The organism is Christiangramia forsetii KT0803, assembly GCF_000060345.1.
Taxonomy (GTDB): domain Bacteria; phylum Bacteroidota; class Bacteroidia; order Flavobacteriales; family Flavobacteriaceae; genus Christiangramia; species Christiangramia forsetii.
The window spans coordinates 2974719-2991058 of sequence record NC_008571.1 but is presented as its reverse complement, the minus strand read 5'-3'; the positions used below and the strand labels follow the sequence as shown (position 1 = coordinate 2991058).

Here is a 16340-nt window from a genome sequence, read left to right as displayed (position 1 = left end):
GGCGTATACAGTTGTTAAGATTTTAAAGGCTATTCTATCTATGCGATTTTATATGTAATTTTACAGAATGAAGTATTTGAAAAATACTTTTGAACTTTATATAAATAGTAGCATCCATGTCTCTTTAGCTGTTGTTGCTTTTACCTTGATCACTTTTTTTGAGCATGATCTTATCCCTGATCTAAATCTTCTTCTGTTTATTTTTTTTGCCTCCATTACCGGTTATAATTTTGTGAAATATGCGGGTATTGCTAAACTTCATCATTTAAGCCTTGCAAAAAATTTAAAGATCATTCAGATATTTTCCTGTTTTTGCTTTATAGCATTAGTCTATTTCTGTTTTCAACTGAAAATGGAGGTGCTCATTGCTACAGGGATATTAGGTGCTTTTACCTTATTCTATGCGATTCCTGTTTTTGGAGGTGGTAAGAATCTACGAAGTCTCCCCGGAATCAAGATCTTTATCATAGCATTAGTGTGGGCTGGGAGTACGGTATTGCTTCCTCTAATTAATGCTGAAAAATTTCTTGGAATTGAATTACTGATAGATTTTGTACAGCGAATTCTACTGGTGATTATTTTAACGTTGCCTTTTGAAATAAGGGATCTAAATTTTGATAATGAGAACCTGGGGACTATTCCTCAGAAGCTTGGAAGTTCTACGACCAAAATTTTTGGGACTTTTTTGATTTTGATAATATTTCTGGTAGAATTATTTCAGGAATCATTTAATTCAGCTGAATTTTTAGCCTTAGGAGCAATATTATTTCTTAGCGGGCTTTTTTTATGGCAATCCAAGGAGGATCAAAAAAAATATTATGCTTCATTCTGGGTAGAAGCGGTGCCTATTCTATATCTGGGGGTTTATCTGATAGTCAATTTCGGTCTTCCGCAAATTCCTTTTTAATTTGCTGTCGCCACTGGTTTTTCTTTTCTTCAGGACAGGTTTCCAGTTTAGATTCCTGCATGAGATTGGTAAGTTTTGAATTTCTCTTTGAGAATTTTCTGCAGGTTTTACAAAACATGAGGTGAATGGTGAGTTTGATCTTCTCCAGGAAATCTGCTTCTTCATATTGCGCCTTGTCACAGCAGGTAGCCGCTTCAGAACAATCAACAAAAAGGAAGTTACTTTTTTTACTCATAATTAAAACCAGTTTTTTTCAAGACAAGCAGCCAAAGCAGTCCTGGCCCTGTGTATGATAACCCACAGATTAGACGGGGTGATATTAAATTCATTACAAATAGCTTCGGTATCTGCGCCGTCAATTGTTTTCCTCTTAAAGATCTCTGCGTGCTTTTCGTTTATAGAATCGAGGCAGTCCAGTATGGCCAGCCCGAGTTCATTATTCTCCATTTCATCTTCCGCAGTTTTATCAAACTGATCTGCTACCTGCTCCTCTAGCCATTCACCTTCATTATAATCATCAGAATATTTGATTTTAACTTCGGCTTTTCCTTTTCGAGAATTGATTTTGCGATAGTAATCTATGATCTTTCGCTTTAAAATCGAAATTAACCAGGTTCTTTCACTAGCCTCTCCTTTGAAATTCTTAGCAGATTTTAATGCAGCCAGAAAAGTTTCTGAGATAAGATCGTTTGTCACCTCACGATCGTTCACCCGGACAATCGTGTAATTAAAAAGGTAGTCTGAATATTTATCAACCCATTTATTTGGGTCGAGGGTATTAGCTGGCATGATCTAGTTTAAAACGATTCTAATCAAAAATAGCAAAAGAAAGCCTATCTAAAGCTATCAAAAAGATAAGATTTATAGATGTAATAACTGTTTTCAGCTATTTTGATATTAAACCAGCTCTTCTCAATAAAGCATCTGGCTTAGGTTCCTTTCCGCGGAAACGTTTATACAGTTCCATCGGGTGTTCTGTTCCTCCTTTGGAAAGTATATTTTCTTTGAATTTATCAGCAATATCTTTACTGAATATTCCATTTTCAGTAAAATACTCAAAGGTGTCCGCATCGAGTACTTCAGCCCATTTATAAGAGTAATAGCCCGCAGAATATCCTCCCTGGAAAATATGAGAGAATGCCGTACTCATACAGTTAGATGCGACATCTGGATACAGTTTTGTTTTCTCAAAAGCCTCTACTTCATGCCGCTTAACATCTTCCACATCTGTAGGATCAATAGCATGCCAGCTAAGATCCAGCATTCCGAAACTTATTTGTCGTAGCGTTGCCATTCCTTCTAGGAAGTTTGCTGACTCTTTGATTTTATCTATGTATTGCTGAGGAATTGCTTCTCCTGTCTTATAATGCTTAGCAAAAAGCTGTAAAGCTTCTTTTTCGTAACACCAGTTTTCCAGCACCTGACTAGGGAGTTCTACAAAATCCCAGTAAACATTAGGTCCCGAAAGACTAGGGTAGGTTGTGTTGGCCAGCATTCCGTGTAGGGCATGCCCAAATTCATGGAAAAGCGTGGTTACCTCATTAAATGTAAGTAACGAAGGCTCTTTTTCAGTTGGCTTGGTGAAATTACAAACAATGGATATATGTGGACGTTCATTTTTATTATTCTGAACATATTGATCTTTATAGATCGTCATCCATGCACCGTCTCTCTTTCCTGAACGAGGGTGGAAGTCGGCATAAAAGAGCGCAATCTCTTCTCCCAATTCATTGGTAACCTCAAAAGCTTGAACATCAGGATGATATTTGTCAATATTGGTTACTTCCTTAAAGTTAAGTCCGTAAAGTTTTTGAGCAACTGTAAAAACACCATCTATTACATTTTCAAGCTTAAAATATGGTTTTAATTTTTCATCGTCAAGATTAAAAAGCTTTTGCTTCAGCTTTTCTCCGTAATAAGCAGCATCCCATTTTTGAAGTTTATCTATACCGTCAAGCTCTTTAGCAAAATTTTCAAGTTCTTTAAACTCTCTTTCAGCTGCAGGTTTTGCTTTCTCCAACATTTCCTCCAAAAATGAATTTACTTTTTCAGGAGTTTCTGCCATTCGTTCTTCTAAAATAAAATGCGCATGAGATTCAAAACCTAATAACTGAGCTCGCTTATATCTCAATTTCGCAATTTCAAGAACATTCTCCCGGTTGTCTAATTCATTATTATTGAAAGCTCTGGATCCAAAAGCCATAGATAGTTCCTCGCGGAGTTTTCTATCATTTGCATATTTCATAAAAGGAATATAACTAGGATATTCCAGCGTGAAGATCCAGCCATCTTTTTCTTTAGATTTTGCGACAGATTTTGCTTCTTCTAAAAAATTTTCGGGTAAGCCTCCAAGTCTGGATTCATCGGTTACCTGAAGTTCATATTTATTGGTTTCCGCCAGGACATTCTCTCCAAACTGCAGGCTTAATTTTGAAAGTTTCTTGTCTATCTCTCTTAGATCGTACTGTTTTTCGTCAGGGAGGTTAGCGCCATTTCTGGTAAAAGCTTTATACTTTTTTTCCAGAAGCATAGCTTGTTCTTTCGATAAGTCTAAAGAATCTTTTTCAGCGTTGACCTCTTTTATTTTTTTAAATAGTTCTTTATTTAAAATTATATCGTTTTTAAATTCTGAAAGAACGGGAGAAACTTCCTGCGCAATTTTTTGAATTTCTTCATTTGTTTCTGCCGAATTTATATTAAAAAAAATGCTGGTAACCCTATCCAGTTTTTTACCAGAGAACTCCAGAGTTTCAATAGTATTCTCAAAAGTTGGTGTTTCTTCAGAATTAACAACCTCATTAATTTCTTCTCTCGCCAGCTCCACTGCTTTTAAAATAGCAGGTTTGAAATCCTCGTTTTTGATTTTCGAGAATGGAGCGTATTCAAATTCAGTTAATAGTATATTTTGAGAACTCATTTGTATAGATTTTGATTAACGCTAATGGCAAATTAATTAACGTAAATGATAATTTTTTAAGTTTTTTTTAATATTTTAGCCGATTCAAAGCAAAAATGAATCAATTCCAATATAGTAGTTCGCAAAGTTCTGGTTTTATATTTAGAATGGTTAATAAATAATAAGTACAGATTAAATGTTTACTACTCGAAAGGTCGCATCAGCGGCCTTTCTTATTTTTTGAGTGACTTGGCACCTTCGATTACTTTTTGTTTTAAGCCTTCTTTATAAACAAGGATTTTATCTAAAACACATTTGTCTGCAACTCCAATAATTTGAGCTGCAAGAATTCCTGCATTTTTTGCACCATCAAGGGCAACGGTAGCTACAGGTACACCACCAGGCATTTGAAGAATAGAAAGTACAGAATCCCAGCCATCAATAGAATTTCTTGATTTCACGGGAACTCCAATGACCGGAAGGGGAGACATAGAAGCTACCATTCCTGGTAAGTGAGCAGCTCCACCAGCACCGGCAATTATAACCTTGATGTCTTTCTCATGAGCTGTTTTACTGAATTCAAAAAGTTTATCAGGAGTTCTATGAGCAGAGACTATATCTACTTCCACTTCAATGTCAAAACCTTTTAAAATGTCTATGGCTTCTTGCATCACCGGCATATCGCTGGTGCTACCCATAATCACTGCTACTTTTCCCATTCTGGTTTATTTTTTACTGATGACTTTAATGCTATTTTTTACTTTTTCAGCTACTTCTCTGGCTTTTGAAATATCTTTATCTACTATGGTCACATGGCCCATTTTTCGGAAAGGTCTGGTGATTTTTTTGCCGTAAATGTGTGGAGTAACTCCATCCATCTTCATGATTTGCTCTATATTTTCGTAAACCACTTCACCCTCATGATCTTTAGCACCTACCAAATTCACCATAATTCCACCTACCTTGCTTTCTGTATTTCCTAAAGGAAGATCTAAAATTGCACGAATATGCTGTTCAAATTGATTGGTGTAAGAAGCTTCAATACTATAATGACCACTATTGTGAGGTCTTGGTGCCACTTCATTGATAAGAATTTGATCATCTTCTGTTTGAAACATTTCAACAGCAAGCAATCCTACATGCCCAAAAGCTTCGGAAACTTTTTCTGCTAACTTTCTGGCCTTTTCTGCAACCTTTTCATCAATCCGTGCAGGACAGATCACATATTCCACTTGATTGGCAGTAGGATGAAATTCCATTTCTACCACGGGATATGTTTTCATTTCCCCGGAAGGATTTCTGGCTACAATTACCGCCAATTCGTTCTTAAATGGAACTAATCTTTCCGCAATACATTCACCGTCTGAAAGTTCATTAAGGTCTTCAATAATTTTTATGACAGAAACACCTTTCCCGTCATAACCTCCGGTAGCGCTTTTCCACACAAATGGAAGACTGATCTTATTATTCTTAACCGCATCTTTTAATTTCTGAAGATCTTCAAAAACTTCAAAATTTGCAGTAGGGATACTTTTTTCAAGATAAAATTTCTTCTGTACTGCCTTATTCTGAATTTTCTCCAAAGTAGCTGCTGATGGGAATGTTTTGATACCTTCAGATTCCAGTTGCTTTAAAGCCTCAATATTTACCCCTTCAATTTCAAACGTAACAACATTAGCCTTTCTTCCAAAATTGAGAACGGTATTGTAATCCATAAGTTCTCCCTGCTCGAAATAGTTGCAGGATATTTTGCTGGGAGCTTCTTCACTAGGATCAAGAACCAGGGTCTGGATATCATATTTTCTTGTTTCATATAACATCATTTTGCCAAGTTGGCCTCCGCCTAAAATGCCGAGTTTAAAGTCTGAAGAAAAATAGTTTACCATAAATTAAAGAGGCTTTTCGCAAAAATAGCTTATTACTAATTCCTGCCATAGATATTCAATAAGAAATCAAGGGGCAGGGCTTCCTGAGATTCCTTATCTTTGCCACTTAAATTTGAAAATTTTGATAAAACTACATGATCTCGAATTTGAGCCTTTTATTTCTGAAAAGAAAATTATAGAGGTCATCGATGAACTTTCAGTTGCAATCAATAGGGATTTTGGAGATAAGAAGCCTGTTTTTCTAGGTGTATTGAATGGTTCATTTATGTTCGCTTCAGAAATCATTAAGAGGTTCAAGGGCGACTGTGAGATCAGTTTTGTGAAAATGGGATCCTATGAGGGAACTGAAACTACCGGGGATGTAAAAACGCTACTTGGACTGAATCAGGATCTAAAAGGTAGGCAGGTTATTTTACTGGAAGATATCGTGGACACCGGAAATACCCTGTTGGAGATAGATAAGATTTTGAAAAATGCTGAAGTTGGGGATTATAAAGTAGCCACTTTGTTTTTTAAACCTGAAGCATATAAAAAGAATATTCCTGTGGAATTTATAGGAATAAAAATACCTAATAAATTTATAGTTGGCTATGGTCTGGATTATGACGGACTTGGCCGAAACTTTACTCAAGTATATAAACGCAAAGAAAAGAAAATGACAAATTTAGTGCTTTTTGGCCCTCCGGGTGCAGGCAAAGGAACTCAGGCTTCAATTCTTAAAGAAAAATATGAACTTATTCACATTTCCACAGGTGATGTTTTTAGGTTTAATATCAAGAATCAAACAGAATTGGGATTGAGTGCCAAATCATTTATGGATAAAGGCCAGTTAGTACCAGATGAGGTTACTATTAAAATGTTGAATGCGGAGGTGGAAAAAAACGAGGGAGCTAATGGATTTATTTTTGATGGTTTTCCTCGTACCGAAGCGCAGGCTGGAGCCCTAAGCACTTATCTGGAGTCTAAAGGAACTGAAGTAAATGCTATGATCGCTTTAGAAGTAGAAGATGAGGTTTTGGTGGAGCGTTTACTAGAAAGAGGTAAAACTTCTGGAAGACCTGATGATGCTGATGAAGAAGTTATTAGAAACCGAATTAAGGTTTATTATAATGAAACCGCTATTCTGAAAAATTTCTATCAGAAGCAGGATAAGTATTACGGTGTAGATGGAGTAGGGAATATTGATGAGATTACTGAGCGATTAAGCAATGTGATCGATGAATTAATGAAATAATATAGAGAATGACTGAAGGGAATTTTGTTGACTACGTAAAAATTCATGTTTTTTCTGGAAAAGGAGGGAAGGGTTCTGCTCACCTTCACAGGGAGAAATATATTACCAAAGGTGGACCAGATGGAGGAGATGGTGGTCGTGGTGGTCACGTAATATTAAAAGGAAGCAAAAACCTCTGGACATTATTTCATTTAAAGTTTAAGCGTCACGTAAAAGCTGAACACGGTGGTAATGGAAGCAAACAGAGAAGTTCTGGTTCGCAGGGATCTGATGAATATATTGATGTGCCTTTGGGAACTGTGATTCGTGATACCGAGACCAACGAAATTATTAAGGAGATCACTGAAGATGGCCAGGAATTTATTGTAGCGGAAGGTGGAATGGGTGGCCGTGGAAATTGGCATTTTAAAAGTTCTACCAATCAAACTCCGAGATATGCACAGCCGGGAGTTGATGGGCAGCAGATTGACGTTACCTTAGAATTAAAGGTTCTTGCCGATGTTGGTTTGGTAGGTTTTCCAAATGCAGGAAAATCTACCCTACTTTCTGTTATCACAGCCGCAAAGCCAAAGATCGCTAATTATGAATTTACAACACTCAAGCCAAATCTTGGAATCGTTGAATATCGTGATTTTAAAACTTTTGTTGTTGCAGATATTCCTGGAATTATAGAGGGTGCAGCAGAAGGAAAAGGTTTGGGACATCGATTTTTAAGGCATATTGAAAGAAATTCCACCTTATTATTTTTAATCCCATCAGACGCCAGAGATATTAAGAAACAATACGATATCCTGCTTGATGAATTAAAACGGTATAATCCTGAATTAATGGATAAGGATAGGTTGGTAGCGATTTCAAAAAGTGACCTGCTTGATGAAGAGCTAAAAGCCGAAATGGCCAAAGAGCTGGATAAAGAATTACAACTTCCTTATATCTTTATTTCTTCAGTAGCTCAAAGCGGACTTACCGAATTAAAGGATAAATTATGGCAAATGCTTAATAGAGAGCCTGTTTAATTCCTGTTAAACCTATAAAGTCTCGAACTGATTTTTCTTATTTTTAGTAAAAATCAGTTTATGAAACTATTTAAATATTCAGTTTTATTGTTATTTATAACTGCCTGTAATGCACCTCAGGCAGTATATGATTATGATCAACAAATCAATTTTGATCAATATTCAACTTATGCATTATTTCCAGATTTTCAATCAGGTTTAAGTCAGTTAGACGAATCCAGGTTAACCGAAAGTCTTAAAAATGCTATGCAGCAGAGAGGTTTTTCAAGCCCACAATCGCCACAGATCTATGTGAATGTTTATACTGAAAAGTACGAGCAAGATAACCGAAGCCGAATTGGTCTTGGTGTTGGTGGCGGAGGTGGAAATGTAGGTGTAGGAGTTTCTGGTGGTATTCCTGTAGGCCAGAGAGATACTTTTTTGAAATTAACCTTTGATTTTATCGATGTAGAGAAGGATGTGCTCGTTTGGCAGGCTGTAGTTGAAAGTCCATTTAATTTGAATTCTGAACCCGGCGCAAGGCAGGAAAGATTTGATAAAATCGTAGCTAAAGCTTTGGATGGTTATCCTCCAAAGAAATAATATTCATTCAGTATTGGTAATAAAAAAGCCCCGCAATTGCGGGGCTTTTCACTTTTTGATTGGTTAGTTAGTATCAGTTAGAAAACTTAGTTTTCGTCTTGATCTTCCATCTCCTGATCATTCATTTCAGTGTTGTTCATAGATCCATTTCGGTTAGATACTACGAATGCACTTCTACGGTTTTTAGCATATTGCTCGTTTGTACAACCTGTTGGTTGAGTACAATCGTTAGTTGGTCTGCTTTCACCATATCCTTCAGAAGTAAGTCTAGCTTTGTCAATTCCTTTTTCAACAAGGTAATCTACAGTAGAAGCTGCTCTTCTTTTAGAAAGAGCCATATTATAAGAATCAGATCCTCTTGCATCTGCATGAGACTCAACTTTCACTTTAATGTTCGGATAATCGTTCATGTAAGTAACTACAGAATCAAGTACCGGCTTAGATTCAGCTTTAATAGTAGCCTTATCAAAGTCAAAGTAAATCTTACTTCCATCAATAGGAATGATATCCTGTCCACTAGTTTCATCTGTTACTGTTGGAGCTTCGATAATTTCATTCTCTTCACGAGTGAATTGGTAAAGGTTGTCTGTACCTCTTCTGTTAGAAGCGAAATAACCCATTTCTTCACTTTCTTTAATTACGAATGCAAAATCATCACTTCCGCTATTAATAGATTCTCCAAGGTTTTCAACTTCTGAAAAATCACCTTCTGTTCTGAAAATATCAAGATTTCCAAATCCCTGGTGACCGTCTGAAGTGAAGTAAAGCACATCTTCGTCGCTAATAAAAGGAAACTGATCTCTTTGAGCAGTATTTACCCCAGCACCAAGATTTTGTGGAGTTCCGTAAGTTCCATCTTCGTTTACATCTACAACATAGATATCAAAAGATCCACTACCACCAGGCATATCACTGGCGAAGTATAATTTACTTCCATCAGCGCTTAAGCTTGGGTGTTCAACTGAATAATCTTCGCTACTAAATGGAAGCTTTTCAACATTGGTCCACTCATCATTCAACATTTCAGCACGATAAAGACTGATGTGGGCTACACGAACATCGTTTTCATTCTTAACTCTGTCTTCGTTGGTTCTGTCAAAGAACATAACAGTACCATCCTGACTGAAAGTAGCCGAACTTTCGTGCTCATCGGTATTAATAACATTAGAGAAAAGAACGATATCGGTCATTTCACCTTCGTCATTCATTTCTGCGCTGTAAAGATCCAGTGCTGGAAGCTTATTCCAAGGGTAAACTGGGCGCTCTTGATTTCTAGTTGAAGCAAAAGCAACACGGTCTCCGTAGAATCCAATTCCGAAGTCTGAAGAAGACTGGTTGTTCATTACCTGGTCATACTTAAATTTATGAGGAACCATAGTATCCAGTTCACTTGCAAATTTTTCATGATCCCAGTTTTCACCAGTTAACTCATTCATTAACTCATCAGCCTTTACATAATTACCCGCAGCCATAAGAGTGTGGGCATACCTAAACTGATACTCAGGTTCTACAGCTCCTTCATGTCTTAGAAAAAGCAATTCATATACTTCATTTGCATTTTGCATCTGATTTGTATAGAAATATGAGTCTCCAAGATTCTGAAGAATCTCCTGAGTTTTATCATTCACGTTTTCATAAGCGTCTGCTGCATCCACGTAGGCTGCCGGGAGAAAAACTTGTTTCCATCCCTAATATCAGACTTTTGTCCGAAAGCGGTAATGCTTACAAAAATTATTAAAAGTGTACTATATATATTTTTCATGTTAGTCGGGTTTTAGAAGAATCTAGGTGATTTGTCATATCCTTTTTTAAGTCCGAATAGGTCAAAATCAAACAAAAGCATGATCTCGTGTGACCCATCGTTACTTAAATCGTAGGTTGGATAATCGTAAGCATATCCAATTCTTAGGCCTGGAGTAACTCTGAAGTTTACCAAACCTGTTATAGTTTCGTCGAATCTATAACCTACACCTGCTTCAAGTCTATCGTACAATAATACGTTAGCATTAACATCAACCGATAGTGGAGCTCCTTCCACACCTCTAACCATTGTAGAAGGTTTCAATTTAAGGTTCTCACTAATATCAAATACATATCCACCAGTTAAATAATAATGAATTTCTTCTGTACCTCGGTCTCTGAGTAATCGACTATCATCCAAATGATCTGAAGTTAACAGGTTAGGAGCAGAAACTCCCAAGTAGTGCTTATCTCCAAACCAAAATGCTCCAACACCGAATACAGGAAATACCTCATTTACGTTATTTGCAAATGCCGGATCATTAGGGTCGTTAACAACCAATTGAGTTAAATCTGCATCATAGGTTGTAAGACCTGCTTTTGCACCAAATGATAGATTAGTGCTTTCACCAGTTGGTATTACATAGGCGAAATCAGCTGTAATATTGTTTGTTTTCTCAACATTACCAATTTCGTCATGAACAACTGTAAGACCTAATTCCACTCTTTCACTAATTGGAGTGTGGGCAAAGAAGTTGAGGGTGCGGGGTGCACCATCAACATCTGTCCATTGCATTCTATAAATAGCTCCCAGATCCAGCATTCCCGGATCATCTGTTGCGTAAGCAGGATTCACTATACTCATATTATACATATACTGAGTGAATAGAGGATCTTGCTGGGCCAATCCTTTTATAGAAAAAAGGATAATGCCTGCGAATAATAAATATTTTGTGATTATTTTTTTCATTTCGTTCTCTTATTTATCCTAATTATCTACTTAAGTACACGGTTCCTCTTACTGGCTCAGTCGCGCCATCTTTAAAGTCTATATAGTAGAAGTAAGCTCCTACCGGTAGCGCACCGCTTCCTAAAGAACCTTCTGTGCTGGTGCCATCCCAATCTGGGGAGTTAGCGTTTCCTTTGTAAACCAGGTCTCCGTTTCTATTACGAATTTCCATAGTATAATTAGGGTATAGATCTTCGATAAATCTAATGTCAAATGTGTCGTTAAATCCGTCTGTATTAGGTGAAAAACCTTCAGGGATGAAGAAGTCACATTCTATTGTTACAGTTACTGCTAATCTACCTGAGCTTTCACAGCCTGTTTCGGTACTGAAAAGGCTTGCATAATAAGTAACCCCATCTTGTAAAGCAGTTCCACTACTTAATGCATTATCCCCGTCTTCAGAATCATACCAGGTAATAGTACCTGTTTCGTTGATTAAGTCTGTAAGATCTGCTATTGTAGGATCGTTGAATTCACAGAAACTTGGATTTGTAATAGAAGCTGTTGGTGCATTTGTATCATTTATGTTTACTGTTATTTCAGCAGCATCAGATTCACATCCATCTTCCTCGATTCTTTGAGTTACGTAATATGTACCCATAACTAAAGCATCTTCAGGCGCAACCATTGTATTTAAGGTTTCATCTGAGTAGAAAGTTAGGTTGGAACCAGTTGCTGAGAGATCAGCTCCTGTAGCATCATCTATTGCACAGAACGTAAATGGATTTCCATCTACTGTAGGTGCATCTGGCGTTTCCTGAACTGTAATGGTGAATTCTGCGGTGTCATCGCCACAATCGTTAATTGCTTCAACAGTATAAATTACTGAATACTCACCAGCTTCAAAATCAGCAGGGTTCATCATTCCATCAGCAATCACGTCTCCATCAAGAGTGAATTCTCCGTTGTCATCTGCATCTACTGAAAGAGATTCAAAAAGATTCTGAATTCCTTCGTTCATACACACAGTTAGATCCATGTCCATACCTGCAAAGGCAGATTCAAGAACTGTAATTGTAAAAGTAGCAGAAGCTTCTCCTTCAGTACAAGGTGAGTCTTCGGTAAGGGAGTAAGTGATTTCAAATTCACCAGCACCCATCATGGCAGGACTGAAAGTCCCATCTTCGTATCCTTCAAATGTTCCATTTGAATTTGCATCTGCAGGCAAGAATGAGAATAAGTCTACATCTTCCGCATTTCTACAGATAGGATCTGGAGTTGTAATTTCACCAATTTCTGCAGGGATAAGATCAGTTACCACCACAGTAAGTTCAACAGAATCTTCACAACTTCCGTTTCCAATAGTATAAGTAGTAGTAAAACTTCCTATTTGATTTGCTAAATAATCCTGACGAATATCCTCAATACTTGGTGAGAAAGTACCATCTGTAGGAACTCCATCGGCAAGCAGGTTCACAAAATAATTACGAACAGTAGCAAGGTTAGGTGTTGCATTTAGTCCAACAGAACAAACTGTAAAAGTTACATCTTCACCGGCATCGAAGGTTTCTGAAGTCACATTGATCATAAATGAAGTAGAAGCTTCTCCTTCAATACAATCTGCATCTTCTGAACTTACAGTATAAGTGAATGAATACTCACCAGCTTCTACTGTCGAGGCATCAAAAATGTTTCCATCCAATTCTTCTCCATTCAGTAAGAATGTACCTCCTAGCGTGCTATCCTCAGATAATGCTGCGTTTAGGTTATAAGAAGTTTCACTTGTACAAACATTAATCTCGTCATTCATTGCTTCTGCAATTGCTTGACCTGGTTCATTCACAAATACTCTAAACGTCGTCGAATCCTGTCCTTCAATACATTCTGAATCTTCTCCATTTATTGAGTAAGTAATTAAATAACCTTCTTCGTTAGTTCCAATAGAAGTATCGAACATATTGTCAGTTACTCCTTCTCCAGAGAACGTTCCGCCCATTTGAGCACCAGAACCATCAAGGAATTGATTTAATGCTATCATTCCGTCAGTAGTACAAGCCACTTGATCATCTATATCACCCGCATTGGCAGGACCTTCTTCTTGAATAGTAACAGAAACAACTACAGATCCCTGACATTCTCCATTATCTACAGTATAAGTTGTAGCGAAGGTATCAAATGGATTGTTATTGTATTGCGCTAAGATTTCTTCTGCGGTAGTGTCAAAAGTACCTCCTGAAGGTAATCCTGAAACCAGACCTAAGTAAAAGTCTTCGATAATATCGGCAGTTAAATTTTCAGGTACTTCAGATTCGCAAAGTACAGCTGTGATATTATTTCCAAAATCAAAGTTTGAAGTCACATTGATCATAAATGAAGTAGAAGCTTCTCCTTCAATACAATCTGCATCTTCTGAACTTACAGTATAAGTGAATGAATACTCACCAGCTTCTACTGTCGAGGCATCAAAAATGTTTCCATCCAATTCTTCTCCATTCAGTAAGAATGTACCTCCTAGCGTGCTATCCTCAGATAATGCTGCGTTTAGGTTATAAGAAGTTTCACTTGTACAAACATTAATCTCGTCATTCATTGCTTCTGCAATTGCCTGACCTGGTTCATTCACAAATATTCTAAACGTAGTCGAATCCTGTCCTTCAATACATTCTGAATCCTCTTCACTTATCGAATAAGTAATTAAATAGCCATCTTCGTTAATTCCAATAGAAGTATCGAACATATTATTAGTTACTCCTTCTCCAGAGAACGTTCCGCCCATTTGAGCACCAGAACCATCAAGGAATTGATTTAATGCTATTATTCCGTCAGTAGTACAAGCCACTTGGTTGTCTATATCACCAGCATTGGCATCCTGTATATTATTAATAGTAATAGAGATACTTATAATTTCGCTATCACATACTGAATTTGCAGGATCTGTATATTCAAAATTGAATGTTTCAGAATCGGAGGTTGGAGAATCAATGAAATTTGATAAGCTTGTAGCTTCACTAACAGTCCCGTCGCCAAAATTATCAGCATCAAAATTTTCCACGCCTGCTTCTTCCACTAAACCTTGAAGAAATTCAAAACCTGCTATAGGATTTGAAATTAGATCCTGTGCATCAGTTACACATAAGCTCCTTGAAATATTAGTATTAATAGGAGTATCTTCTACTGTTATAGTAAACGTAGTTTCGTCAGAATCAGTTGTGCATGGGGTTGTATCATCTACAGAGTATGTGATTGTATAGGTTCCCTCACCAATTGATGGATCAAATTGATTATTGTTTACGCCAGAACCAGAGAATGTTCCACCCATTGTTGCATCGGGATCGTTGTTTGGTAATGTCGTTAAATCGATAGAGTCTTCATTAGTACAAACATTTTCAATATCATCAAAGCTACCGGCATTTGCAGGAGCATCTTCTAGAATATCAAAGGAAATTTCTCCTGAGGATGTACAACCACTTTCTGTAGTAACTGAATATGTTGTCATAAATGATCTCACGCCATCAGTATACGCGTCTACAACTTCTGCCAAAGTCATATCGGTAAAGTCTCCATTTTGCGAAACACTTGAATCCAATTGCTCTAAGAATAATTCTCTTGCCAATTCTTCATACATGGTGGTTCCTGCAATTCTGGAATCAATTTCTGACTGGCAGTAAATGCCGTCTCCAGTTTGAGTTCCCAACTCATCAGCTTCATCTATTTCAAAAGCTAGATCTGCGCTATCTTCACAAGGTTCTCCAGAACCTACTGTGTAGGTAGACATAAAAGGGCCTTCCGATCCAGCATTAATATTATCAGTTATTGATGTTACATTTGAAAATGTACCGCCATTATCAGCATCAGAGCTTAATAAAGTCATCAAGAAATCCGTAACTTCACCCTCAGTAGCTACCGCTGAAAATGTAGCTCTACATGTTGTGTTATCCTGTGTGTTGTCATCGCCCGCTTCAAAAGATTCATTGATTTCTATGTTGAAATTAATATCATCAGTACACTCTTCAGGAGTAGTAAATGTGGCTGTGGTAATAATAGGTTGGGTAGGATCATTTTCGAATTGTTGAGCCAAAGATCCTAAAGAAGGATTAAACGTAACATTATTAGGTAAATCCCTTCCATCAGTAATGAAATTTAGTAGAATAGATGAGCCTTCGCCATCGGCAATCCTTTCCCTTAGATCGTCTTCACAAATTTCACCAATGACATCATCTCCTGCATCAAAAGAAATTACTTCAACGATTACTTCTCTTCGTTCACCTTTTACAGTTTCACAAGGAGGAAATGGGCTATTTCTATCATTTACAACCTGTGCTGCAAAATAATCTTCACCATTTACAAGCTCTACATCATCCGCTAACGGAGAGTTAGAAGTTTGACTTCTATACCATCTGATAGCCTGAGTATTTGGCTCAGTTCCAGAAGCCATTAGGTCTGCCACAGTTGCTCCCTCACAATAAGTTTGGTTAGCATCTGCGGTTGGAGTGGGGGATTCAAGAGGGTCAAATCCAACAGCTGCTCTCGTAGATGGGCAAAGATCATTTGAATCTGTAGTATCGGCATCGACCTGACCTACAAAATAGCTATTTCCTGCTGCTAGAGGATCGGTTGGCGCTAAAGCAGTTTCTCCAAATTCGGTACCATATACTTCTAGGTCATACCCCGAATCAGCAACGAAAAGATCTTCAAGTTCACTCGCCGTAAAACCTGCAGATTCACAAGGAGATATAGTAAAACTACCTCTATTATTTGTAATAGTGTTCATTGGTGTATTTGCAGAGTCTACAGCTACAGTAACAGGTACCCGATTACAATCCTCTGTAGTACTTCCAATGAAATAAGTAGTACCATCAGTCAAAAGTTCGTCCCCATCTATAGGATCTGTATCATTTTCCGTATCTGCTGATTCATAAACAGCTCCGTTCGTAGCGTTAGAATAACGCAAGTCATCTATTGTTTCAAGATAACAGTAGTTTTGGTCTGAACCTGGTGTGGCACAGTCTTGGGCTTGGCCGTAAGAGGCTAAATTTCCAATAAATAAAATAAAGGCGAAAAGGAACCAATTAAGGCCTTTCCTCCCTAAAGTAAAATTTTGCATAGGCTAGGTGTTAAATTCAAAATTTA

The 16340-nt window shown here is 37.3% G+C and carries 12 protein-coding genes; 4 read left to right on the top strand and 8 right to left on the bottom strand.

From position 1 onward, the window contains the following. Positions 1-67 precede the first annotated feature (67 nt). Entirely contained in the window at positions 68-907 is an 840-nt protein-coding gene (locus tag GFO_RS13555) for a UbiA prenyltransferase family protein (RefSeq protein ID WP_011710729.1), read from the top strand. On the opposite strand, the gene GFO_RS13550 is transcribed toward GFO_RS13555, so the two are convergent. From GFO_RS13550 to GFO_RS13530, 5 genes are all read right to left on the bottom strand, one after another. Further along, entirely contained in the window at positions 876-1142 is a 267-nt protein-coding gene (locus GFO_RS13550; RefSeq protein ID WP_011710728.1) for a hypothetical protein, read from the bottom strand. The genes GFO_RS13555 and GFO_RS13550 overlap by 32 nt on opposite strands. Positions 1143-1144: 2 nt before the next feature. Further along, complete coding sequence (locus GFO_RS13545; protein WP_011710727.1) at positions 1145-1696, bottom strand: sigma-70 family RNA polymerase sigma factor; 552 nt, start codon at positions 1694-1696, stop codon at positions 1145-1147. 97 nt (positions 1697-1793) lie between these two features. Then, on the bottom strand, positions 1794-3824 hold the full coding sequence (locus tag GFO_RS13540) for a M3 family metallopeptidase (RefSeq protein ID WP_011710726.1): 2031 nt from the start codon (positions 3822-3824) through the stop codon (positions 1794-1796). Positions 3825-4036: 212 nt separating this feature from the next. Continuing rightward, the gene (purE, locus tag GFO_RS13535; RefSeq protein WP_011710725.1) at positions 4037-4522 is read right to left on the bottom strand and encodes a 5-(carboxyamino)imidazole ribonucleotide mutase; all 486 of its coding nucleotides are present in this window, start codon (positions 4520-4522) and stop codon (positions 4037-4039) included. A 6-nt stretch (positions 4523-4528) separates the two neighbouring features. After that, positions 4529-5689: a 5-(carboxyamino)imidazole ribonucleotide synthase gene (locus GFO_RS13530; RefSeq protein ID WP_011710724.1), complete on the bottom strand. Its 1161-nt coding sequence runs from the start codon at positions 5687-5689 to the stop codon at positions 4529-4531. A gap of 121 nt (positions 5690-5810) precedes the next feature. Here GFO_RS13530 and GFO_RS17600 point away from each other — a divergent pair, with 121 nt between their 5' ends. Genes GFO_RS17600 through GFO_RS13515 form a run of 3 tightly spaced genes read left to right on the top strand, consistent with a single transcriptional unit; the run spans position 5811 to position 8521 of the window. Further along, a complete protein-coding gene (locus GFO_RS17600) occupies positions 5811-6923 on the top strand; it encodes an adenylate kinase (RefSeq protein WP_148264627.1) in 1113 nt (370 codons plus the stop codon). An 8-nt stretch (positions 6924-6931) separates the two neighbouring features. Continuing rightward, a complete protein-coding gene (obgE, locus tag GFO_RS13520) occupies positions 6932-7939 on the top strand; it encodes a GTPase ObgE (RefSeq protein WP_011710722.1) in 1008 nt (335 codons plus the stop codon). Between the two features lie 60 nt (positions 7940-7999). Further along, entirely contained in the window at positions 8000-8521 is a 522-nt protein-coding gene (locus GFO_RS13515; protein ID WP_011710721.1) for a DUF4136 domain-containing protein, read from the top strand. Positions 8522-8607: 86 nt separating this feature from the next. Here GFO_RS13515 and GFO_RS13510 read toward each other — a convergent pair whose 3' ends face one another. The 3 genes from GFO_RS13510 to GFO_RS13500 form a co-directional block, all read right to left on the bottom strand. Continuing rightward, entirely contained in the window at positions 8608-10149 is a 1542-nt protein-coding gene (locus GFO_RS13510; protein ID WP_232501931.1) for an OmpA family protein, read from the bottom strand. Positions 10150-10295: 146 nt separating this feature from the next. Then, on the bottom strand, positions 10296-11231 hold the full coding sequence (locus GFO_RS13505) for a PorP/SprF family type IX secretion system membrane protein (RefSeq protein WP_011710719.1): 936 nt from the start codon (positions 11229-11231) through the stop codon (positions 10296-10298). A 22-nt stretch (positions 11232-11253) separates the two neighbouring features. Further along, positions 11254-16314: a T9SS type B sorting domain-containing protein gene (locus tag GFO_RS13500; RefSeq protein WP_011710718.1), complete on the bottom strand. Its 5061-nt coding sequence runs from the start codon at positions 16312-16314 to the stop codon at positions 11254-11256. Positions 16315-16340: the final 26 nt, after the last annotated feature.

Bases quoted from the DNA above. Each gene is read 5' to 3' on its own strand.
- GFO_RS13555 (WP_011710729.1), top strand. From the start codon at position 68: ATGAAGTATTTGAAAAATACTTTTGAACTTTATATAAATAGTAGCATC.
- GFO_RS13550 (WP_011710728.1), bottom strand. From the start codon at position 1,142: ATGAGTAAAAAAAGTAACTTCCTTTTTGTTGATTGTTCTGAAGCGGCT.
- GFO_RS13545 (WP_011710727.1), bottom strand. From the start codon at position 1,696: ATGCCAGCTAATACCCTCGACCCAAATAAATGGGTTGATAAATATTCA.
- GFO_RS13540 (WP_011710726.1), bottom strand. From the start codon at position 3,824: ATGAGTTCTCAAAATATACTATTAACTGAATTTGAATACGCTCCATTC.
- purE (WP_011710725.1), bottom strand. From the start codon at position 4,522: ATGGGAAAAGTAGCAGTGATTATGGGTAGCACCAGCGATATGCCGGTG.
- GFO_RS13530 (WP_011710724.1), bottom strand. From the start codon at position 5,689: ATGGTAAACTATTTTTCTTCAGACTTTAAACTCGGCATTTTAGGCGGA.
- obgE (WP_011710722.1), top strand. From the start codon at position 6,932: ATGACTGAAGGGAATTTTGTTGACTACGTAAAAATTCATGTTTTTTCT.
- GFO_RS13515 (WP_011710721.1), top strand. From the start codon at position 8,000: ATGAAACTATTTAAATATTCAGTTTTATTGTTATTTATAACTGCCTGT.
- GFO_RS13505 (WP_011710719.1), bottom strand. From the start codon at position 11,231: ATGAAAAAAATAATCACAAAATATTTATTATTCGCAGGCATTATCCTT.
- GFO_RS13500 (WP_011710718.1), bottom strand. From the start codon at position 16,314: ATGCAAAATTTTACTTTAGGGAGGAAAGGCCTTAATTGGTTCCTTTTC.